General features: G+C 36.6%; 13 protein-coding genes. 7 read left to right on the forward strand and 6 right to left on the reverse strand.

The window, feature by feature from the left end; genetic code table 11:
• The first annotated feature begins 113 nt into the window (after window positions 1-113).
• Window positions 114-449 (forward strand): ribonuclease E inhibitor RraB, encoded by a 336-nt coding sequence (locus I6E72_RS17820; protein ID WP_007378192.1) that lies wholly within the window; start codon window positions 114-116, stop codon window positions 447-449.
• Between the two features lie 44 nt (window positions 450-493).
• On the opposite strand, the gene I6E72_RS17825 is transcribed toward I6E72_RS17820, so the two are convergent.
• The 3 genes from I6E72_RS17825 to I6E72_RS17835 all read right to left on the reverse strand — a co-directional run bounded on the left by I6E72_RS17825 (window position 494) and on the right by I6E72_RS17835 (window position 5,833).
• Window positions 494-2,245, reverse strand: a complete 1,752-nt coding sequence (locus I6E72_RS17825; protein ID WP_197113481.1) for a DEAD/DEAH box helicase — start codon at window positions 2,243-2,245, stop codon at window positions 494-496.
• 124 nt (window positions 2,246-2,369) lie between these two features.
• Window positions 2,370-2,672 (reverse strand): H-NS histone family protein, encoded by a 303-nt coding sequence (locus I6E72_RS17830; protein WP_007586043.1) that lies wholly within the window; start codon window positions 2,670-2,672, stop codon window positions 2,370-2,372.
• 533 nt (window positions 2,673-3,205) lie between these two features.
• Window positions 3,206-5,833, reverse strand: coding sequence for a TonB-dependent receptor (locus tag I6E72_RS17835; RefSeq protein ID WP_197113483.1), 2,628 nt, complete (start codon window positions 5,831-5,833; stop codon window positions 3,206-3,208).
• Window positions 5,834-6,147: 314 nt separating this feature from the next.
• Between I6E72_RS17835 and I6E72_RS17840 the strand changes: the two genes are divergently transcribed.
• The 3 genes from I6E72_RS17840 to I6E72_RS17850 all read left to right on the forward strand — a co-directional run bounded on the left by I6E72_RS17840 (window position 6,148) and on the right by I6E72_RS17850 (window position 10,370).
• Complete coding sequence (locus I6E72_RS17840; RefSeq protein WP_197113486.1) at window positions 6,148-7,311, forward strand: DUF547 domain-containing protein; 1,164 nt, start codon at window positions 6,148-6,150, stop codon at window positions 7,309-7,311.
• 63 nt (window positions 7,312-7,374) lie between these two features.
• Entirely contained in the window at window positions 7,375-9,171 is a 1,797-nt protein-coding gene (locus I6E72_RS17845) for a 2OG-Fe(II) oxygenase family protein (RefSeq protein ID WP_197113489.1), read from the forward strand.
• 59 nt (window positions 9,172-9,230) lie between these two features.
• Window positions 9,231-10,370: a DUF547 domain-containing protein gene (locus I6E72_RS17850; protein WP_197113492.1), complete on the forward strand. Its 1,140-nt coding sequence runs from the start codon at window positions 9,231-9,233 to the stop codon at window positions 10,368-10,370.
• Between the two features lie 46 nt (window positions 10,371-10,416).
• On the opposite strand, the gene I6E72_RS17855 is transcribed toward I6E72_RS17850, so the two are convergent.
• From I6E72_RS17855 to I6E72_RS17865, 3 genes are all read right to left on the reverse strand, one after another.
• Window positions 10,417-12,069 carry a tetratricopeptide repeat-containing sulfotransferase family protein gene (locus I6E72_RS17855; protein WP_197113495.1) on the reverse strand — a complete coding sequence of 551 codons (1,653 nt, stop codon included), beginning with the start codon at window positions 12,067-12,069 and terminating at the stop codon, window positions 10,417-10,419.
• A gap of 58 nt (window positions 12,070-12,127) precedes the next feature.
• Window positions 12,128-14,992 carry a TonB-dependent receptor domain-containing protein gene (locus tag I6E72_RS17860; protein WP_197113498.1) on the reverse strand — a complete coding sequence of 955 codons (2,865 nt, stop codon included), beginning with the start codon at window positions 14,990-14,992 and terminating at the stop codon, window positions 12,128-12,130.
• A gap of 277 nt (window positions 14,993-15,269) precedes the next feature.
• On the reverse strand, window positions 15,270-17,609 hold the full coding sequence (locus I6E72_RS17865) for a DNA polymerase II (protein WP_197113501.1): 2,340 nt from the start codon (window positions 17,607-17,609) through the stop codon (window positions 15,270-15,272).
• A 108-nt stretch (window positions 17,610-17,717) separates the two neighbouring features.
• Here I6E72_RS17865 and I6E72_RS17870 point away from each other — a divergent pair, with 108 nt between their 5' ends.
• From I6E72_RS17870 to I6E72_RS17880, 3 genes are all read left to right on the forward strand, one after another.
• Entirely contained in the window at window positions 17,718-19,451 is a 1,734-nt protein-coding gene (locus I6E72_RS17870; protein ID WP_197113504.1) for a tetratricopeptide repeat-containing sulfotransferase family protein, read from the forward strand.
• Window positions 19,452-19,535: 84 nt separating this feature from the next.
• Entirely contained in the window at window positions 19,536-21,611 is a 2,076-nt protein-coding gene (gene dinG / locus I6E72_RS17875; protein ID WP_197113507.1) for an ATP-dependent DNA helicase DinG, read from the forward strand.
• Entirely contained in the window at window positions 21,611-22,387 is a 777-nt protein-coding gene (locus I6E72_RS17880; RefSeq protein ID WP_024593658.1) for a sulfite exporter TauE/SafE family protein, read from the forward strand. Before dinG ends, I6E72_RS17880 begins: the two co-directional genes overlap by 1 nt.
• Window position 22,388: the final 1 nt, after the last annotated feature.

The following is a 22,388-nucleotide window of genomic DNA, read 5'->3' on the forward strand; positions in this document are numbered from 1 at the left end:
CGTAAATTTAACTTTGAATAAATATCAGCATAATTAAAATTAGTACGCGTTAAGACAATATTTTAGTTACAATAGTACCTACGAATAAAAAATTAATTTTAAATGAGTTTTTAATGCAATTCCCTGATGATGATAACGGCCAACTTTTAGCTGAAATAGCTGCTGCTGGCATTGATTTAAATAAAATGCACCAAGTCGATTTTTTTATTTTATTTGAACAAGAAGCCGATGCTGAAAAATTTGCTAAAGAAATAGTCTCTGATGCATTAGTTCAAAATGCTGAGCTCGAAAAATGCAAAGACACTGGCGTTTGGGAAGTAATCACTCAAGTACAAATGGTGCCAGAGCACACCCTTCTAGGACAAGCAGAGCAATACATTGAAAGTATTGCTAATAGCTTTAATGGATACGGTGATGGCTGGGGATTAATGGACGGTGACGAGGCTTAATTGCCTTTTAATTGTATTAGTTCAATGTACTCTATCAGTTAAGCTTAGCGGCTTAACTGATTTGCCTTTCTAAAACCCCCTTTATAGTCAAATAGCTTATCAGCCACTTTCCAACCATACTTTTTGCTTTTTCGTGCAATAACAAAATCCGGTGGTACTAATTCAAATTGTGCGTTTACTACTTGCGCTGCAGTTTTAAAATTAATAGGTGTTTGCCCAAGTCCTACTCGTAGACCAAATTGCTTATTAAATATAAATTGCCCGCCTTTATTTGCGAGGTTATATACTTCATCGCAACTTGCACCATCTTCATCAAAATACGTTATTTTAATAAGTTCATCTTTAATTTGAGTTACCGATAACCCACTACATCGAAGCACAAGTGCGTCTTTTAAGTTTAATGCATTACGTAACTTATCATCAGGGTCGGCCATAACCGCGCCACAATCATGGCATTTACGTGCAGCAATATCATTTTGGGCACCGCACTGCTCACACTCTTTAAACCTAAAACGATAATCGCACTGCTCTTTATGCCCATCATCATCTTCTAACAGCCCTTTACAGCGCCTGCCATAGTGCTCTATTACTTTTCCTGCAGAATCAGTTTTACCCCAAAATATATTCGCAAAACCACAGCCAGGACAAAGTACCTGCACAGGTTCATTATCACTATCGCCTTTTTTATCGCCTACTTCTGGGTGAAATAAATTAAAACCATTGCCAGCATAATCTATTACTAAGCAATCCGTTTTTGATTCAGATAACCTGAGACCTCGCCCCACAATTTGTTGATATAAACTAACTGATTCTGTAGGTCTTAAAATAGCTATAAAGTCGACGTGTGGCGCATCAAAGCCGGTTGTTAGTACCGATATATTAACTAGATACTTTAATTGCTTAGCTTTAAATTGCTTAATGATTTTATCGCGCTCAGTGTTTGGCGTATCACCTGTTATAAGTGCACTTTGCTGAGCTGGTAGGTAGCTTAATATTTCCTGAGCATGCATTACCGTGGCTGCAAAAACCATAACACCTTCACGCTCTTCACTGTATTGAATTACTTGCTGTAATATCGCTTTCGTTGCGCGCTCACTGTTTTTTAAAAGCGCATTCATATCATCAGTCGTATATTGCCCAAATGCATTGCTATCTAAAGACGAAAAATCATAATGGCTAATCGCTGCATCAACTTCGTTTGGCGGCGTTAAATAATTATGTTTGATCATATACCTGAGTGGTAATTCAAAAATACAACTTTTAAACGGGCTTTCATTAGTCCCTTTAACAAAGCCATGATAATGATGATGGTATATCCACCCCGTTCCTAGCCGATAAGGTGTTGCTGTTAAACCCAATACTTTTAACTGAGGGTTATATTCTTTTAAACTACTTATTACTTTTCCGTACTGGCTTTTTTTATCCCCATTTACCCTGTGGCATTCATCAATAATAAGTAACGAATAATGCTCATTTAATTTATTTAAATTACGAGAAAGTGATTGCACACTGGCAAAGGTTACTTGATGGTTTAATGACTTTTCTTTTAAACCTGCTGAGAATATACTCGCCTCTAAACCAAAACTTTTATATTTTTGCGAATTTTGCTCTACCAACTCTTTGACATGAGCAAGTACTAATATTTTTTGCTTAGCAATACGGGCAAGTTCAGCAATAACAAGGCTTTTACCTGCACCGGTCGGTAGCACAATAACGGCAGGATCATTACTCTTTCTAAAGTGTAAAACGGTGCGTTCTACGGCTTCTTGCTGGTAAGGTCTTAGTTTATAGCTCATGGGAAAACAAATAGGTTTGAGTGAAGAGATTTTAGCAAATAATAGCTGGGAGTTTTAAACTTTAATTATATTTTATTGAGGAGTAAACAAAAAAGAGAAGCCGAAGCTTCTCTTATATTTAGCTTTAGGCTAAAAATTTCTCAAGCTCAACACCTTCAAACGCTTTAGGACGACGGCCACGGCCTGTCCATTCAATAGTCTCACCATTAAGTTCCATGCGGTACTTAGGCTTAACTTTAGTACGTTTGTCTGATGCTCCATCTTGTAAATCTTCTAGCGTAAGTCCTTTTTCTTTTAAAAGATCCAAAACTTCCTGTTTCGCTTTTTGCTGCTGGGTATATTTTGAAATTGCATCATTGATAAGCTGTTGGGCTTTTTCAAGATCCGTTAATGATGCTGTTTTAATAAAAGATCGGACTTCTTTCATTTATATCTCGCTAAATTGTGTGATTGGATTTATTTAATTATTCTTTTTTAGTATAAGGGTATTTTTCAGGAATGACTATTACAAGATATAAACTAAATAATCCCTCTGTTAAATATACGCTATTAGTCCTACCTTATTAAATTAGGAGTAATTTAATATAAATTGTCGATGTATAAGGGAACTTCATTTTATAAAATATATAGTCGATAAAAAAACACTACTAATCCGTTGAATAATAAATGCCAGCTTTCAGTACAATAAAGCAGCTATGAACTTATATGTAATTTGCAAATATCATTACTTCGACTCTATTAAAAACCACATTATCTATTTTTCGTGTCAGGTGAATATAATCGGAAATCACAAGGTAACAAACTTAAAAATGAAGTGGGCCAGTAAGTACATACAAACCATAATTAAAACTTTAAAGATAAAATAGAAAACCAAATGTAAAAAGGTCAGAAGCATAAGCAACTGACCTTTTTTTATAATCGTCAACGTATTAAAGACGAAACATAATCTATAAACGATTTTTAGAAGTTTTGTTCAACTTTTAAAAATACAGCTCGGCCTAAAACATCATATAATGATGTTGAAGCATCGCGATAACCTCTAGTGCCATCGTTTAGCTGTGGTGCTTCTTTATCAAACACATTGTTCACACCTAGTACAAACTTACCATTCCATTCATGGTTATATGATACTTGGATATTGTGTTTAATATAGCTTGGAATATCAGCTAAATATGTTACACCATACTCTTCATTACCTGAGTCTTGGTCGCCTATGTAGTATGTAGTCCATGCTGCACCAAATGCATCATTTGTCCAATCAAAGGTAACATTACCACGAAGCTCTGGGTACTCTTGTAAACCAGCGTAATCGAATGCGTCAGCACCCTCTTCTGTTACTTCTTCAAAGTCACTTACATAACTTAACTCACCTTTAAGAGCGAAGTTACCAATGCTAGATTCAAACATGTAAGCTGTTTTAAAATCAAAACCTGATGTTTCTAAACTCGCCATATTTTGGTCAAAGCTGTACATTACATCAATACGACCTGTATTTGGATCGCGAACTACTGCAGGGTTAGAACCATTGTCTTGCTCGTCTTTTAATAGACGTTCAACACTTACTGCTGCAATTCTGTTTTCTAACTTAATATTATAGTAAGAAAGCTCTACAGATAAGTCATCTGTTACATTCCAAACAAAACCTGTTGTAAATGATTCACCTTCTTCTGGCTCAAGATCTGGATTACCACCAAACCAAGTTTTATGTTGCTGTGAAGCATTTGGGTTACAGTAAATAGCATCAGAACCTGCATTGCCTTGCGTATCACACCAAATTGTATCGTAAGCTTTTTCGAAGCTTAGTGCCTGACTAGAGAACATTTCGCCCATGTTAGGTGCACGGAACGATTCACCCCAGCTAGCTCGCACTAATAGCGCATCAGAAGGACGCCATGCAACACCAATTTGAGGGGCAACATTATCGAATGTTCCTGATACAAATTGTGAACCAACGTCACCTTCTTGCTCGTACTTGTCGTATCGAACAGCTGCTTTAATATCAACATTGTATGGTAGGTTTACTTGAAGCTCTGAATATACAGATGTTCTATCACGTTCTGCATTAACATCGTCACCACCTGAGCCACCTGACACTCGACCTGAAGCCGATTGAGGGTCACTCATTTGTTCAAATTCTACTTGCTCAAATTCAGCACCAACTACGCCAGCAATCGAAACATCACCATTATCAAACAATAATGTAGATGCTACCGTATCAAATTGAGTACTTGTAAAACGAGCTTGATACACACCTGTGTGAGCAGCTTGCCCATACAAGTCTTTCATGCTGCTATCCCAGTTAGCAAAGCTCATTCCTGATGTATTAAAGATATCATATTCGCCGCTATCAATTAATTTCTGAACAACATCATCATTTATCAGGTTTGTATTGAATGAGTTAGTTGTAGAACGGCTGTGTTGTACATTAAATTCCCAGTCAATACCATTTGCAACATCTACAAAGCCGACTAAACCACCTAAGAAATCAATACTATTAATTTCAGTACGAGTATCTCGCTCACCAATGTTAGCTGAGCGCATGTATAGAGTTAAATCTTCGCCTACAGGGTTTAAAGGATTATCAGCCAACATAGTTGGTTGGTTTGTAGATACAGGTGTACCTGCATAGCGAGAATCAGTTTCAGAAAGTGATGCACTTGCGCGACCGCGGAACTTTAAGTTATCAGTGAATTCATAATTGAAATTTGAAAGCATTGAGTTCTGAGTAGTATCACCAAATAACTTAGTTACTGCACCATAGTTATATAAACAGCGAGTGCCACCATCAACCGTGTTATTTGATTCTGCACACATAGTAGGGCTTGTAACCCAACCACTAGCACCATTACCATTTGGAACTGAACTAAATGACGAATAATCAGCATAAGTCTCATCATTTAATTTCCAAATATCTCTATCGTATACTGATTCAGCATCATAATATTCATAAGTTAATGTAATATTACCCTTCTCACCAGAGTAACCTGTACTTACGTTAAAACGATTTGTATCACCACCTTCGGCACTAGGTAGCTCAGTATCATATGAAAAACTTAAACCGTTAAAGTCTTTTTTTGTAATAATGTTAATAACACCTGCAACAGCATCTGAGCCATATACAGCAGAAGCACCTTCACGAAGAATCTCAATTCTTTCTACTATTGCCATTGGAATACGAGAAGTATCTGCGGCAGCGCCTGAAGACGAACTTGTACCAGGCATACGGCGACCGTCAAGTAGCACTAATGTGTACTCAGCCCCAAGGCCACGCATGTTAATATTACTTGTTGCTGCTGCGCCGTTACCGTAGCCAGACATACCACGCCATGAACCAAAGCTATTTACAGAAGTATTATTTAAAACATCAGCAACTGATGCTTCACCTGATAATTGTAGATCTGCAGCGGTAATAACAGTTACTGGTGATGATGTTTCCATATCAACTTGTTTAATGCGAGATCCAGTTACTTCTATACGTTCAACTTTTTCTTTTTCCGCGGCCATAGAGCTTGCAGAAAAAGCAGCGGTAGATACCGCACCAAAAGCTATCGCTAAGCGAACAGCTTTCGAGATTTTATTATTTAACATTGGATTACCCCTAGAATATTTTTTAATTATTTTGTTTTCAAAACGGTCTGCAATTCATCACAGTACCTATTTCGATTTGAATAGTAGTCCCAACTCAAGCAAAAGGTCAACACTTTGACAACGAAAAAATACATTAATTTACAATAACTTAAAGAAACAAAAAATCAACACGTTGCCATATAATCACCATTAACCAAAGAGCAATATTTCACTTTTTGGAGTCATGCTAATGAAATGAAATTAAATGTAAACAAACCTTGAAAGTGAATTAACATTTGTAGATGATGGTGTTCCTAACAAACAAAGGAATTGCTATGAAAACCTACTCCGCATTTATTTTTATACTTCTTGTCTCTTGTTCAGCTTTCGCTGATTTAAAAGAACTTCCGGAAGAATTTTCAGATTTTAGTTTAAATAGAGATATTTCTGTCTCATATGATGACTTAGATACTCTTCTAAGTTTTACTGTAATTGATACTGGAGCATCAGATCGTTCCAAACTAAATTCTCAAGCCTCTATCGGTACAAGAATGAAGTCGCATAAAAATAACGACACAGCATTAGAAGCAAATCGTTTCTTCTTTGAAGAAGTAACAAAATCAGAGATTAAAGATGGTTTTTATAAGATTAGAGTTAGCCTAGAAAGTCTGCCAAATGAAATCTCACTTAACGAACTCAGCCTTGATGAGCAACTTGCTTATTGGTTAAACCTTTACAATACAGCCATGTTAGAAAAACTAATCACACACTATCCTATTCGCGATACAGAAGATTTACTCTTTGGCAGCAATTCAATTTTAGAGGATGAGTTTTTAAATGTTGCTGGCCATAAACTTTCTTTAAACGATATACAACAAAATATTGTTTTTAAAAAGTTTGGTATAAAAAAGCCAATAGTTATGTATGGGTTTTATCAAGGAAATATAGGAAGTCCTAACATTCGTGCCGAAGCATATAAAGGAAACAAGGTTTATCATCAATTAGTTGAAAACGCTGAAGAATTTGTCAATTCAAATAGAGGAACTAGTATCAAGCGAAAAAATCGCCTTTATGCCTCTAAGTACTATGAGCAAGTTAAACCATTATTCGAAAACTTCGAGAAAGATTTACGAGAGCACCTAAAAGACTATGCAAACCCGCCAATGAGCTCTGATATAAAATATGCTAAGAGCTTTAAAATAGGTATTGAAGATTGGAGAATCACTGATATTTATGGCACAGAGCGAAAGTTTGGTGGCGCAGCGTCAACAAATCCTGCCGCCATGCTCAATGCTGTTGCAAATAACTCATCAAAACCAATAGGAGCTGATGGCGCAGGTTCAGGATTAGGTGCTGTTAACATAAGCTTTTTATCTAATTCTATTTCGGAGAAAACGATGGACTTTGGCCGCTTCGCTCCAGAAATGCTCGAAAAAATTAGAGCTCTCAAGCTAAAAGAAACTGATAATAGTGGCTCAGTAAAAATAAAAGACCTTTAATAAATTTTATTATTTAACTTTAAAAAACACCCTGTTAACATGGTGCGAAAAATAGGGTGTTTTATGTCTAACTTTCTTAACTCTGCGCTCACTGCTTATAATTCACGCCAATATAACCAAGCTATTCTTTTTTTAAACAAATGTGATATTAAAACTGTTGATTGGTATATTTTACTTGCCGCTACATATAGCGCACTTAACCAAAATGAAAATGCCGAACAAACATATTCTTACGCAGTAAATAAGTTTCCTTCATCCCTCCCTCTAATTGAAAACTATACAAACTTGCTATGCAGAACTGCTAAACATTCGTTATGTTTAAACTTTTTAAAAAACACAAGGTATTTGGCACAAAGCGAAAAGGTATCTCTGAATTTTATAGAAAGCTTGATCAAAACCAACCAGTTGTTACAAGCAAAAAAGGAACTTTCTAAAACCTTATCTGATGAAACCTTAAAAGAGAGATATCACTGGTTAAAGCTTGAATTACTAGAACGTTTGGGTGACTTAGAGTTAGTTGAAAGCTATTACCTGTCTTTACCTGCCGATTTAAAAAATCAATTTTTATTTAAATATAAACGTGCTTGTAATTTTCGCAATATGGGTAAATTCGACAATGCTTTAGATATATTTTTAATGCTAAGCGATAAGCAGAACAAGTATAGCCCCGAGGTTAACTTTTTGATTGGCTGTACTTATTATGATTTACTAAAGTTTGAGCTCTGTGAGCAGTATTTAAAACGATGTCTTGAACAGGCTCCTAACTATATACCTGCGCATGAGTGTTTAAATAAATTATACTGGGATCGTGCAAACAAATCAGCCCTTATGAGCTCCTACGATAGTACATTCTTAAATCATGCTAAAAACCCACAACTAGTTCAATCACAACTAGCTCAGCTTTTACATTTTAAAGATTTTAATCAAGCCCTTGATGTATCTTCACAAGCAATTAGGCTCTTCCCTGATAACTTAGACATAAAACATGCTCATGGCATCATTTTAGGTAAGCATGGGCAAAGTGATAAAGCATTCATTATATTAGATGAGCTTGTATCACAGGCTCCCCAATCAGCAAGATATAGTGTAGATTTGGCAAACTACTGTATTGAAAATTTTGAATATAAAAAAGCAATACTGCACTTAAACACTGCAGTTAAACACAACCCTTTTAATCAAGAAATCTGGGCTTATTTATCCACAGCTTGGCGCTTAGCTAAAGACGATAAATATCATTGGTTAACTAATTACGATATGTTTGTTAAAACAATGGCTCTACCTACGCCTAAAGGCTACAAGTCGTTTGACTCTTTTGCTAAGGATCTCAAGGAACTCTTACTTACTTTACACACTAAAGAACAAGACCCGCTTGATCAAAGTGTTCGAAGAGGAAGCCAAACTGAAGGACACTTACTCTATCGCTCAAATACGTTACTCTCATTATTTAAGCAGTCAATGGAGTCATGTATATCTACTTACTTAAATGATTTACCAGCAGATAGTATGCACCCATTAACGGTAAGAAATAGCCTAAACTTTACTGCCAAAGGCAGCTGGTCAGTAAAACTCGAAAATGGAGGATATCATGCCAATCATATTCATCCTCACGGTTGGTTGTCAGCACCCAGCTATATTTCTATACCTGATGAAATGAGTAAAAATGATCCACTTAAAAATGGCTGGTTAAAGCTAGGAGAAACATGTCTTGATCTAGGAAAAAGAGAATCAATAGATCGCGAGATATGCCCTGAAAGTGGACAAATTATCATTTTTCCTAGCTATATTTGGCATGGTACAAATGAGCTCAAAAGTGATAGACCTCGCTTAACAATACCTAGCGATATTATGCCAATTGGTTAATCTAGTTGATTAAAATTTAAACTAGTGCTATACAAATAAAAATAAACAAAGGATTGATCATGATAAAATGCTTGCTAGTTATAATCGCTATTGTTTTTATTCCAGTGAAAGCTGATGAATTCTCTTTACCCGAAGAGTTTTCAGATTTTGGCTTAAATAGGGATATAAGCATATCTTATGAAGACCTAGACCAACTCCTAGAGTTAACCGTTACTGACATGGGTTTATCTGATAGGACTATCCTAAAACCAATAGTAGGTAATGGCACAAGGTTACGATCTAATAGAGACAGAGATACGGCTTTAGAGGCTAACCGCTTTTATTTTGAAGAAGTTGTAAAATCGGATATTAAGCTAGGTTTTAAAATAATTCGCCAAAGCCTAGAAAAAGTACCTGAAGAAGTCCCTTTAAATGCATTAACCTTAGATGAGCAATTAGCTTATTGGCTAAACTTATATAATACAGCCATTATTGAAAAGTTAATTGAACATTACCCAGTTCGGAATGCAAAAAAATTACTCGAAGGTGAAAACTCAATACTAAACGATAAATTTATAAATGTTTCAGGCCATACCTTGTCACTTAATAATATTCAACATAATATCGTTTTTAAGAAATTTGGGAATAAGAAAATAGTAATGTATGGCTTCTATCAAGGGATAATTGGAAGTCCGAATTTACGTAACGAAGCTTACACAGCTGATAAGGTATATCAACAACTTTCAGGTAATGCTGAAGAGTTTGTAAACTCCAACCGAGGCGTTCAAGTTAAAAGAAATCGTCTAAATGTTTCTATTTTTTATGATCAAGCAAAAATTTTATTTCCTGACTTTGAGAACGATCTACTAAAGCATATTTTAAACTATTCTGATTCTTCTATTAACTCACAAGTAGAAGATTCGGAAGAATTAATTCTAGCTATTGAGGACTGGAATGTAACCGACATATACGGCACTGAGCGCTCATTTGGTGAGGGTAATGCCACCAACAAAGCGGCCTTACTCAATGCCGTAGCAGCCAATAGTAGCGTGCCTAGTGCAGGCGCTATGAACCTTAGCTTCCTAGACGATATGTTATCCTCTAAAGTTAGCTCTCAATCTCGCTTTTCACCTGCTGTATTAGACAAAATTAATAAGCTTCGTCTCAAGAAAAAAATCAATAGTAGTAGTGTTAAAATAAAAGACTTACCCACTAAATAATTAAATTGTATTCAGCGCTCTATTGAGTGCTGAATACTCTCAGTGATTAATCTAATACATTATTAAACTCTTCAAAATCAGAAATAGATAAGCTTTCTTTAATATACCTACTGAAATTTTTATATCTTCCCGATGAAGATGTATAAAGGGGCTTTCTCACCTGCCAAACACTAGCAGTACTTACAATATTTTTTTGTTGATGAAATAAACCGCTTTCACCTTGATATTTTACGCCTAAAAATTCGAACAGAGGCAATAATACCCCTTCGGGCTGTGAAACAAGTTCATCATAATTGACTGTAAAAATATCATTAGGATACTTTTTTAGCCAATGTGTTTTAACACGCTGCTGCGCTTTATGGTAGTGCACTGTATCATTCAGTGCTGTCGCATAATTCAAACTTGGGCCTAAATGTTGAAAGTAAGCTGATAAACTGTTATCTCTAATATCGCGCTGTGTCCAAATAACTTTTGCTTCAGGGTACATCGTTTTGATTATATCAATGTATAAGTAGTTCTCAGGCCGTTTATCCGTAACAAGACTACTCTTTCCCGCTCTTAACTTTAATTCTTTCTCATAACCTTGCTGAAATAATTGTGAGTTAACCGTGCTTAACAGCACTTTAGGCTTATCAATTAGATTGAATAGTTGCTTATGCAAGTAATCAATCTCTCCTCCATTGCTAATCATCTCAGAAGTACAAATTATTTGTTCTATTAAGGTTGAACCAGACCTAAACATGCCACAAATAATAATTGGAACAATATCGCCAGTCTTACTTTTTACGTTACTAAGCTCTCTTGCTAGTGTGCTACTTACTTGATGTTCAATATCAACTCTGCTGTATTGCGGGATATATTTTCGATTAAAACTATTGGCTTTAGTATAATAAGACCATGATTTTTCATAATCTTTGCTATCGTCAAAAGCTTTCCCAAGCGCATAATACATATCAGCTTTTAACACACCGTCTTCTGTAGCTTCTAAAATAGATAGGCTTTTTAGTTCGTATTCTAATACTTCTTTTTTATTAAATGTTTGTATATCGGCAATTCTCGCATGCGCAAGGCCATATAAAGGATTTATCTTTAATACCTGGTTAAAGCTCTTTAAACAGTTTTGCTTATCACCAAGCTGCTCATATATATTAGCAAGATTAAAATAGGCATTAATTTTATTTGGTTCAATTGTAATTGCCTGCTGTAAATAATTAGTCGCAGTCCCATAATCAATTAAAAGCTCAGAGTAGACGGATGCTAACTCCACATAAGCGGTATATATGTCGTGGTAACCAAGCTCGATAGCTGCTAAGAAAGATGTACTTGCAAGAATACCATCGCCATCTTTTTTTGCCATTTCACCCAATTGAAAATACGACATTGTGCTACCCGGTACTATTTCAGTGTATTTTTTAAGTAAGTCTATTGCTAAAGAGAATTCATTACTGGCGGCATATAATTGACAAAGAGTATTTACATAATCGAATTTTTTGGGGGCTATTGAAATGAGTCTTTTACAAACTTCCTTACTTTTTACTAAATCGCCTTCATTCATAGCTACTTTAAACAATACAGCTAAAGCTTGCTCATTAACCTCAGGGTTGTCGCATAAATCTTCTAGGGTGGCTTTTCCTGCCACAATATTTCCACTATTCAATTGCTGTATTGCAAACAGTAAACTTTCTTTTACCGATTTCATTTTTTCCCCATAAAAAAAGCGAGCCTAAGCTCGCTTAATATACATTAATTAATTCAAATTAGAATTTTAATGAAAGGCTCGCATGGAAGTAACGACCTAACGAATCGTAGTAACCAGCAATAGCATTTGCGTTTGTTGATAATGAACCACCAACTAGAGGTGCCTCTTTATCCATAACGTTGTTAACACCTACTAATAAAGACGTGTAATCATTAATAGTAAATGTACCTTTAAGGTCAATATAGCTTTGTGAGCTAATACCGTCGTCTTGTACTAATGTATCAGCACCAGTGTAATCGTTTACACCGCTGAAGAAACGCCATTTAGCAGTAGCTCTCCACCAGCTGCCCGTGTCGTAGCTAGCAGATACAACATGACGCCATTCTGGTTGAGGGAAACAACCGTTATCTAATGAGTCAACACAGTCATATACTTCACTTACACCAGGAATATTATCAAATTCCTTAGTTAACATGTAGGTACCAATGATACTAGTTTTTAATGTACCTTCAGCAATTTCCATATCGTAGTTTGCGCTTAAATCGATACCTTCGTAATGGATATTACCTAAGTTAGTATTTGTAGCAACAACTTGGCCAGAACCTATCCAAAGGCTACCACTACCAGGTGTACGGTCTACGTTATCACAAAATACAGCCGCGCCGCTTTTACCACATTGTGTAACAAGAATTTCTGGGTCAATATTACCAATCGCGTCTTCAAGTTCAATATCCCAGTAATCGATTGAGAAGTTGAAGTTTTCAAATGGGTTACCAACAACACCTAAAGTAATAGTATCAGCGATTTCTGGAGATAAATCTGGGTTACCACCAAACAGAGCATTATATTGATCCGCAGGGCTCTTACCTACATTGCCGTACTGGCTTGCAGAAACACCTGTATTTGCACACTCAGCTGCTGATAAAGTCGGTGTACCAGCACATGGATCTGTACCTGCCCATAAACCAGTGCTTTGTTGAGCAAATAACTCACCATTGTTTGCTGCACGAACTGCACGGTTGTAGCTTGAACGAATTTTCCAATCGCTAGTAACATCCCAGTTCATTGCCACTTTATAAGTCGGCTCAGCACCTGAAGTGCTATAGTCTGACCAACGGTAGCCTAATTCAACAAGTAAACTTTCAACTAACGGTAAATCTTCAACGATTGGTAGGCTAAGCTCGCCAAACACTTCACGTACTTGATAACCACCATTTAAACTCTTAGTAGTACCACCTTGGCCAAGTAATAGACCTTGTGCGTATACTTCGTCAGCTGTTCTACTGAATGTTTCTTCACGATACTCTGCACCAAATACTGCAGCAACAGGGTACTCTGAAGATGGAAGTGAAAAATCGAATTCGCCAGTAACAAAACCACTTACAATCAATTGCTCAGTAACACCGTTAAGAATTGCTGTACCTGTTAATGACTTTGCAGCTTCTTCAGTTACACCATCAAACTGAAAAACATCATATGGGATACAACCAGAAGTCGCGCTACAATCTTCACCATTTGCTGATAAAGCAGTGATTATACGCGGACCAAAGAAGTCATTTTCATATGCTGAAGAAGATGAAGTTGAACCGTATTGAGCAAATGCTTCGTAAGACCAAAGGTCGTTAATTTCGCCTTTACTACCTAGTACTAAACGGAAAGAGTTATGTTCAAGGCTGTCTGCACGAGCACCACCTTCAACGTTACGCTTACCAATATAAGTTGCAAACTGATCACCAGAAGTCAACCCAAAGCGCTCAGTTAGTTGTGCACGTTGTGTATCATTTAATAATGGGCTATCAAAATCAATTGAGTAATTATCATTAAAGAACGTACCAGACTCAGCAATCTGCGCTGTAGTGCGGTTACGCATAAACATTGCTTCCATGAACGGACGGAAGCTATCATTGATTTCGTAGTTAGCAAACATGCCTAATGTATGACGTTCATCAGGACGCATAAAGTGGTTAATTGGCGCGTAGTTATATGTATTACCAACTGAAGGAATAAAGCTGCTATCTTGACCTAGAGTCCAGTATTCATACTGGCCTTCACCAAAATCTACAACACCGTCAGCGTTAGGAGCTGAGATATAGAAGTTAGGGTTAACAGCATTACCTGAACCGCCACAAGCAGTACCAGCTGCATTTAGAGCACAAGATGAGTAATCACGTGCACCTTGGCGTAATTCGTTTTGTCTGTTGTAAGTAAAGTAAGCTACTGCATGGCCCTTACCACTATCAAATGCACCACCTAGAGTCGCTGCAAAATCAAACGACGCGCCATCAAGACCCGTATTACCTTCTTCATACTCAAAGCCAGCATCATCCATTAGGCCTTGCATGTATTCATTATCGTTATTATGTTGGTAAGCAGTTGTACCTACATTAACTTCAAAACCTTCAAACTGATCGTTCATTACAAAGTTTACAACACCAGCAACAGCGTCTGCACCGTAAGTAGATGAACCACCACCAGTCATTACATCTACGCGTTTAATTAGCGCAGCAGGAATTTGGTTAATATCAGCTGATTGTGTGTAGATACCACCAGCTTGCATACGACGACCGTTTACAAGAACAAGAGTACGCTGAGCGCCCATACCACGCAAATCAAGCGTTGCAGTGCCCGAAGCGCCATTTGATTGGAAAGAAGTGTTAGACGCTTCTAGTTGCGGCAAACTATTCATCATGTCTTCAACACGAGTAAAACCTGCAACAGCAATTTCTTCTGCAGTTGTTACTTGTACCGGGCTAGCTGTTTCCATATCTGTTCGTTTGATACGTGAACCAGTAACTTCAATTCGTTCAACTTTATCAACTTTTTCTTCATCAGCAGCAAAAGAACTTGCTGAAAACGCAGCTGTTGAAGCTGTACCGAAAGCTATCGCTAAGCGAACCGCCTTTGAAACTTTATTATTTAACATTTGATTCTCCCAGAATACTTTATATTTTTTATATTTTTTTGCTTGATTACCATTTGTTAATAAATAGTAATCATACGCTATGATAATACCAGCAACACAACGTGGTCAACATAAAATTAACCTAATGTTAATTAGCAATACTTTTACAGCCAAAGAATTACAATTTAGAGTCAAAAAATTTACATTGGCATTATTAAATAGCGCCATTACTGCATTAGGGGAAATTATAAAAAGGAGGGATTAAATTCACAAAGGTTAACTTTTAGCTTACAGTAACTTAAAAGAGAGAGGTTTGAATGCTCTTTGATAGCGTCACTTCCATAGCACTAAAAATCATTTCGGCTATTGGGTCTAATTGTTTTTTTATATACAAAGGATAATTCAGTCTTTTATTTGTATCACTGAGCTCTGGTCCATCAAAGGTGTAAACATATTCTATAACTTGCCCTCGTTTAACCTCAAAGTTTGGGTTCAGAGCTTTATATTTTTTAACTGCTTGGACATGTGGTGGAATATTCTTTTTATATTCAGTTAAATTTTGTCCTAATTTTTTTCTATAAATTAATTTATCGTCAAATTCTCCATTTTGTAAACGCCTAGAGTAAGAATTAACTAACTCCTCTAAAAGGCTTATTTTATAGTCACTACTGAACAAAGCTTCAAACAACTCTACTTGAAACTCTTGAGCGAACTCAGTCCAATCACTTCGAACTGCTTCAACACCTTTAAATACTAGCTCATTGTGATTTTTATTAATTTTTTGACCTACATATCGTTTTTTAGAGCCCATCGTTTTCCCCCTAATTGTAGGCATAAAAAAAGGACTGTATAAGGTTTCAAATTCAATCTCCAAAAAGCTCTCTAAGTCGTGCTTCTGACTAATTTCTTGTACCCACTGTTGATTGATATTAATAGCTAATTGTTTACCAATTTCATCGCATTGAAGCGTATTCAAACCGTCATCCAAAGTAATGAATATTGAATCTGTATCGCCATAAATTACATTGTACCCACACTCCTCTATCCATTTTTTTGTGGTTTGCATTATATCGTGCCCACGTAGTGTGATTGAACTTGAAAGACGTGGATCGTAAAAGCGACACCCCCGAGAACCAAGCACTCCATATAAGCTATTCATAATAATTTTTATAGCCTGCGATAACATAGGTTTTTGGCTATCTTTTGCTTCTTGTCTTGTTATTGATAGAGTTTTTATAAGGGCTGGTAAATGATTTTTATGTCTTGAAAAAAGTGCATTATTATATCCTGGAATTGCATCTTTTGGATTGAGCAACCCCTCAATTAAACCAAGAGGGTCTATACAAAAAGTACGCATAATTGATGGATATAAGCTTTTAAAGTCGAGTACAAGTACATTTTTATAAAACCCCGGTTTTGAAGACATTACATACCCTCCAGGACTATCAAAACTTAAGCCATGATCTCCTAAATTAGGTGCAACATAACCACTTCGGTGAAGTAAGGGCAGATAAAGGTTAACAAATGAAGCGACTGAACCTCCCATTCTATGAAGTTCAAGCCCCGTTAATTGACTCCTAACAACAGCAAAATCAAGTAAATTTAATTTGATAAAAATACGTAGAACCAGTACGCAATCTTGTCTATTGTATTTCGCAAGGGATAACTTATCATCATTAAATTGGCGTTCAATTTCTGCTAGCTGGTCACTTGAACTGATGAACTTTTTCTCACCAAGCTCCTTAGCAGCTACATTTGACAGGCTGAAGCTATCATAGTGGTAGGTCGCATTTTTTAACGTGTCTATACCGTCTATAACAACTCTTCCTGGTATAGTTAATCGAGTATAATGGCCTACTCGTAATTTTATTTTTTCGTTATTACGTCCAAGACGCAATTCTATACCTAGAGTTTCAGCTCTGGAGTGAAGAACAGAAAAATCAAACTCAATGACGTTCCAACCAATAATAAGATCTGGATCTGTTTTTGCTATAAAGTGCTGTAATTTATGTAAAAGATCGATTTCATCAACACACCATATTACTTCAATTGCATCACCATATTTAATCGGACTGCCAATCATTAATACACAATCAATGCCATGACCGACCAAACCAATGGAGAATAATACCCCTTCTCCATTGCATTCGATGTCTAAAGAAACTGTTTTAAACTTAGGATTTACATCTGGGTTATTTTTAAATTGGCAATTGGTTAACAGCCTATATCCGTCTTTATGTGTAATATCTCCTCTCACCCATGTGGAGCCTTTAATAAATCGCTCCATTAAAAAGCGATCTATAGGCCGTATGTCATCTTCGTATGTCACAATGCTCTCTGCGCTTAGAGCTTTTAACGCATTGTAGTAATGCTTAAGTGATTTAAAGTAGCAACCAGCCACAGTCCCCTGCTGGAAATCTTTTAGTTCTACAGGGACAATTTCAAAAGAAACACCTGAGAGCCGCAGTACTTTTTCTACCGTCGCCTTATCCTTTAACTTGATAAAAAAAACAACTGACTCTGGTAAGCTAATTGTTTTTAATGGCCCTTTTTCAGTTAAAAGCCAAATAACAAAACTTACGCCCAAAGGTGAATCAACTGTTTCTGTAGAGAGAATAAACCCCGAGTCTAAGTGCATTAATGAAATAAGCCTTGTAATAAAAAACGACAAAAATAAAATTTGTAAAGCAGGTTATATTTTATTTCTTTCTAAGTTAGTCTTAAGAAAAAATAATATGAGCATTCAATGAGCCCTTCTGAAATTATCCAACACGCTAATAATCTACTTCAACAAAACAAGCTTCAACAAGCAAAAAAAATAATATTATCTTTAATTCAAACTGCACCAGAGCACCATCAAGCTTGGCAAGTATTAGCCCAAGTACATCGACAGTTAAAAGAGCAAGAGCAATACCAACAAGCCAATAAACAATATGAGATGATTGCTTGGTTTAACCAACGTTTAGATAAAGCGAATCAGCATCTATTAAACAAAGAATTAAAACCAGCAGAAAACATTGCCCATGAGTTGCTCAAGCTTGTAGCGAATGAATACCGTGTTTTAGTGTTATTAAGTAAAATAGCTTTTCAGGCAAACGACTTAAAAACGTATTTGGCTATTACTTCTCATAATATAAATATAAACAGCACAAAATCAGCCGCTTATGATGCGCACATTGAAGCATTATTTAATACAAAGCAATATTTAGAACTAATCTCTTTTTATAATAGGTCGACCAAATTAGTTACTTTACTACCACAATCCCAAAGTCTACTCGCTGCTGCCTATGTAAAAATGATGGACTTCAAAAATGCATCTCTAAATTACCAATCTTTGTTAAATAAAAATTATTACCCCGCATATTGCAATTTAAGACTTGGAAACATAGAAAAGATAATTGGCAATAACCAAAGTGCTATTGCGTACTATTGCAAAACAATAAAACTAGCTCCCCATATAGGCGAAGCCTATTGGAACTTAGCAAACTTAAAAACATATACTTTCACTCAGCTCAATATAGCTAATTTAGAACAGCAGATAACAATAGACTCAAATAAATTAAATAAAGCACAACTTCACTTTGCTTTAGCTAAAGCATATGAACAACATAGCAGGTACGAAGATGCCTTTTTGCAGCTAAGAATAAGTAACGATTTACAAAAGTCACTTACCCCTTACATTACTAATGACTTTAATGAACGCTGTAAAAAATACCTAACCAAAAAAGTAGCCAATACAGTACATACCTCAACCGAAAATGAAGTCCAGCTAATATTTATTGTAAGCTTGCCTAGAAGTGGCTCTACACTTATTGAGCAAATACTGGCATCGCATAGCCATGTTGACGCTAGCTATGAATTATCAGAAATCAATTCTATTGCAGTAGAGTTAGAAAACCTTCAGATAAAAAGCAACGTACCTTATAAGCTAAATAGTTTGACTCAAGATCACTTGGCAACATTAGCCAAACGCTACTTAAAATTCATTGAACCTTTTCGCAATAACAAGCCTTACTTTATTGATAAACAACCAGTCAACTTTCAACATATTGCTCTTATCAAAACTTTATTCCCTAATGCAAAAATAATCGATGTAGAACGAGATAAAAAAGCGACTGCATGGAGCCTTTATAAGCACTCATTTTCACAAGGCCATAGTTATAGCTATGATCAGGAAGATTTAGCTCACTACATGAATGAATATTATAAGCTGATGACACATTGGCATAGCGTATATCCTGACGAAATATATACAATTAATTATGAAAGCTTAATAAACAACTTCACTGAAACGGTTGATGATTTATTTGAACATTGCAATTTAGTAGTAGAGCAAGCGTGTTATGAGTTTTATAATAACCAACGCCCTGTTTTAACTCCCAGTTCAGAACAAGTACGTAAGCCAATTTACAAAGAAGCGTTGACTGACTGGAAAAAATATGCAAATCATCTAACGCCACTGCTTAATAGGCTAAATTAGTAAACAAGCTGCTTGTAGTTACACTCTTATAACTCTAAAATCCATAGCACTGTAATTATATACATACTTTAGGTAAATCATCCCATGCTTTCTGACTCACTAAAAAAAACAATTAGGCAAGTACACCAGCATGTGGCTAGTAACCTAAACGATTATCGCCCTCGTAGCAGTCAAAACTACCTTGTAGCCGAAATAGCAAAAACGCTTGCTGGCGAATACCATAAAAAGCAGCGCATTTGCGTAATTGAAGCAGGCACCGGTACAGGTAAGTCTCTTGCCTATTGTTTAGGCGCATTACCGCTTGCCTTAGCGCAAAAAAAGAAGCTAGTTATTTCTACCGCAACGGTTGCACTGCAAGAACAATTAATAGCAAAAGAACTCCCATTTTTTAAAAAGCATTCAGGCCTCGACTTTAAATTTGATTTAGTAAAAGGTCGCCATCGTTATATTTGTGCCCACAAATTACATAATGCTGTAAACGGCGATAGCCAAACACAAATGGACTTTATGCCAACGCTTACTTCACCATTTAGCGCAATGGAAACCAAGTGTTTGAATGAGCTATATAACGCCTATGTGAATAAAAAATGGCAAGGCGATAGAGACAGTTGGGCCGATACTGTACCCGATAGAGTGTGGAACTTAATAGCGTGCGATAAACATTCATGCCAACGCCAAATGAAGGCCCATCAAACGTGTCCGTTTCAGCTTGCTCGTAATCAATTAATGCAAATGGATGTACTGGTAATTAATCACTCTTTATTACTTGCCGATTTAGACCTAGGCGGTGGTAAAATTTTACCAGAGCCCGACAACACCATTTACGTTATTGATGAAGCCCACCATTTAGCACATATAACACGCGATTTTTCATCAGCTGCTGCCACAATCAAAGGCACGATAGAATGGCTTGATAAGCTCACCAAGTTTAGCGGGAAAATGGCGAAGGTTTTAGTGGGGCAAAGAGCTATTGGGCAAAACTTTAAACTTTGCGACAGCATTAATGACGCGAATAAAGATTTAAAAGTAGTTCGCGACATTCTTGATAATGCCGACTTTGAATACTCAAAAGACGATACTTATCGCTTTGAACACGGTGAAATTCCACAATCGCTGCACAGTAAAGCAAAAGACATAAGCGAAGCCACGCAAGATGCGCTGCGCTGCTTAAACAAAATGCACGACACACTCACCCAAGATGTAAGTGACGGCGACATAAAACCTTACGTTGCCGACCCAATACTAGGCGAAAGCGGGCAATACATAAACCGATTAGAGCAGCTAAACAAACTTTGGTTTAGTTACGCTAAAAAAGGTGAAGGTGCTCCGCATGCACGGTGGATAAAACGCCTTGAATACAAAAGCCATCACGATCACTTATTAAGCGACTGCCCTATTGAGGTCGGTTACTACCTAAAAGATAAATTATGGCGCGAATGCGCAGGTGCTGTTTTGTGTTCTGCTACATTAAGTGCACTCGGCTCGTTCGATCACTTTGCTTACGAAACAGGGCTTGCCAAAGAAGAAGGCGTTAAATTTATTAAAGTACCTTCTCCTTTTGACTACCCAAAACAAGCCACTTTACGTATTCCGGTATCTAAAGTAGAACCTACCGATAAAGACTTTAGTGATCACCTAGCTAAAACTTTACCAGAGTACCTAAATGATAAAAAAGCGAACCTTGTATTGTTCGCTTCTTACTGGCAAATGGACCATGTAACAAAGTTTCTTAGAACAAAAGGTTTTAACTTATTAGTACAAGGTGAGATGTCGCGAGAAGCGTTGCTTAAATTACACACCAAAAATATAGATGAAGGCAAAGGCAGTATTTTATTTGGAACACAAAGCCTCTCAGAAGGCCTTGATTTACCTGGAAAATATTTAGAGAACTTAATAATTACTAAAATTCCGTTTGCTGTACCTACTTCGCCAATAGAAGAAGCGCAAGCAGAATTTGTACAAAGCAAGGGCGGTAACCCGTTTTTAACGATTACCGTACCAGACGCCGCAAAGAAATTGGTACAAAGCTGTGGTAGACTGCTGCGAAAAGAGAGTGATGAAGGCTGTATTACTATTCTCGATAGGCGCTTAGTTACTAAGCGATACGGTAAAGCCATGCTCGACACCCTACCACCATTTAAAAGACAAATAGATTATTAATGTTTGAACTCGCACTCGATCCAACAACTTGGGCTGTTTTATGTGCTGTTGCACTTGCCGCAGGTTTTATAGACGCTATCGCCGGTGGCGGTGGCATGTTAACTGTGCCCGCTTTACTAACAGCTGGCTTACCTCCGCATTTAACACTAGGAACCAATAAACTAGCAGCAAGTTTTGGCTCGTTAACGGCAAGCTATACATACTATAAAAAGAACTTATTTAGTCCAAAGTTTTGGGCTGCCTCTATTATTGCTACCGCAATAGGTGCATTGATAGGTACTGTTATTGTTGATCATTTAAGTATCGATTTTTTAAACAAACTACTCCCCATTATTATTATTTTAGTTGCCGCTTATAGCTTATTTGGTAATTTAAGTACCACAGAAGGCGATGAACTCCCTAAACTAAACAAAGCGATGAAAATAAAACAATGGTTACAGGGTTTAGCATTAGGCTTTTTTGATGGTTTAGCAGGCCCAGGTACGGGGACATTTTGGACCGCTTCTAATGGCATGCTTTATAAAATGAACTTGCTACTCAATTGTGGTTTAGCGCGTTCAATGAACTTTGTTTCTAATTTTATATCGCTCATCACCTTTGTAGCACTCGGCCATGTAAACTTTTTACTTGGCATAACAATGGGCTTTTTTATTATGCTAGGCGCATGGTTTGGAGCACATTCGGCGATACGTTTTGGTAGTAAATTTATTCGCCCTGTATTTAATACTATGGTTATACTTTTAGCTTTAAAACTAATTTACGAGGCTTACTTTTAAT

The sequence above is a fragment of the Pseudoalteromonas sp. NSLLW24 genome (assembly GCF_015864725.1).
In the GTDB taxonomy this organism is placed as follows: Bacteria; Pseudomonadota; Gammaproteobacteria; order Enterobacterales; family Alteromonadaceae; genus Pseudoalteromonas; species Pseudoalteromonas arctica.

Coding starts and splice junctions, on each gene's coding strand:
- I6E72_RS17820 (WP_007378192.1), top strand. CDS start 114: ATGCAATTCCCTGATGATGATAACGGCCAACTTTTAGCTGAAATAGCT.
- I6E72_RS17825 (WP_197113481.1), bottom strand. CDS start 2,245: ATGAGCTATAAACTAAGACCTTACCAGCAAGAAGCCGTAGAACGCACC.
- I6E72_RS17830 (WP_007586043.1), bottom strand. CDS start 2,672: ATGAAAGAAGTCCGATCTTTTATTAAAACAGCATCATTAACGGATCTT.
- I6E72_RS17835 (WP_197113483.1), bottom strand. CDS start 5,833: ATGTTAAATAATAAAATCTCGAAAGCTGTTCGCTTAGCGATAGCTTTT.
- I6E72_RS17840 (WP_197113486.1), top strand. CDS start 6,148: ATGAAAACCTACTCCGCATTTATTTTTATACTTCTTGTCTCTTGTTCA.
- I6E72_RS17845 (WP_197113489.1), top strand. CDS start 7,375: ATGTCTAACTTTCTTAACTCTGCGCTCACTGCTTATAATTCACGCCAA.
- I6E72_RS17850 (WP_197113492.1), top strand. CDS start 9,231: ATGATAAAATGCTTGCTAGTTATAATCGCTATTGTTTTTATTCCAGTG.
- I6E72_RS17855 (WP_197113495.1), bottom strand. CDS start 12,069: ATGAAATCGGTAAAAGAAAGTTTACTGTTTGCAATACAGCAATTGAAT.
- I6E72_RS17860 (WP_197113498.1), bottom strand. CDS start 14,992: ATGTTAAATAATAAAGTTTCAAAGGCGGTTCGCTTAGCGATAGCTTTC.
- I6E72_RS17865 (WP_197113501.1), bottom strand. CDS start 17,609: ATGCACTTAGACTCGGGGTTTATTCTCTCTACAGAAACAGTTGATTCA.
- I6E72_RS17870 (WP_197113504.1), top strand. CDS start 17,718: ATGAGCCCTTCTGAAATTATCCAACACGCTAATAATCTACTTCAACAA.
- dinG (WP_197113507.1), top strand. CDS start 19,536: ATGCTTTCTGACTCACTAAAAAAAACAATTAGGCAAGTACACCAGCAT.
- I6E72_RS17880 (WP_024593658.1), top strand. CDS start 21,611: ATGTTTGAACTCGCACTCGATCCAACAACTTGGGCTGTTTTATGTGCT.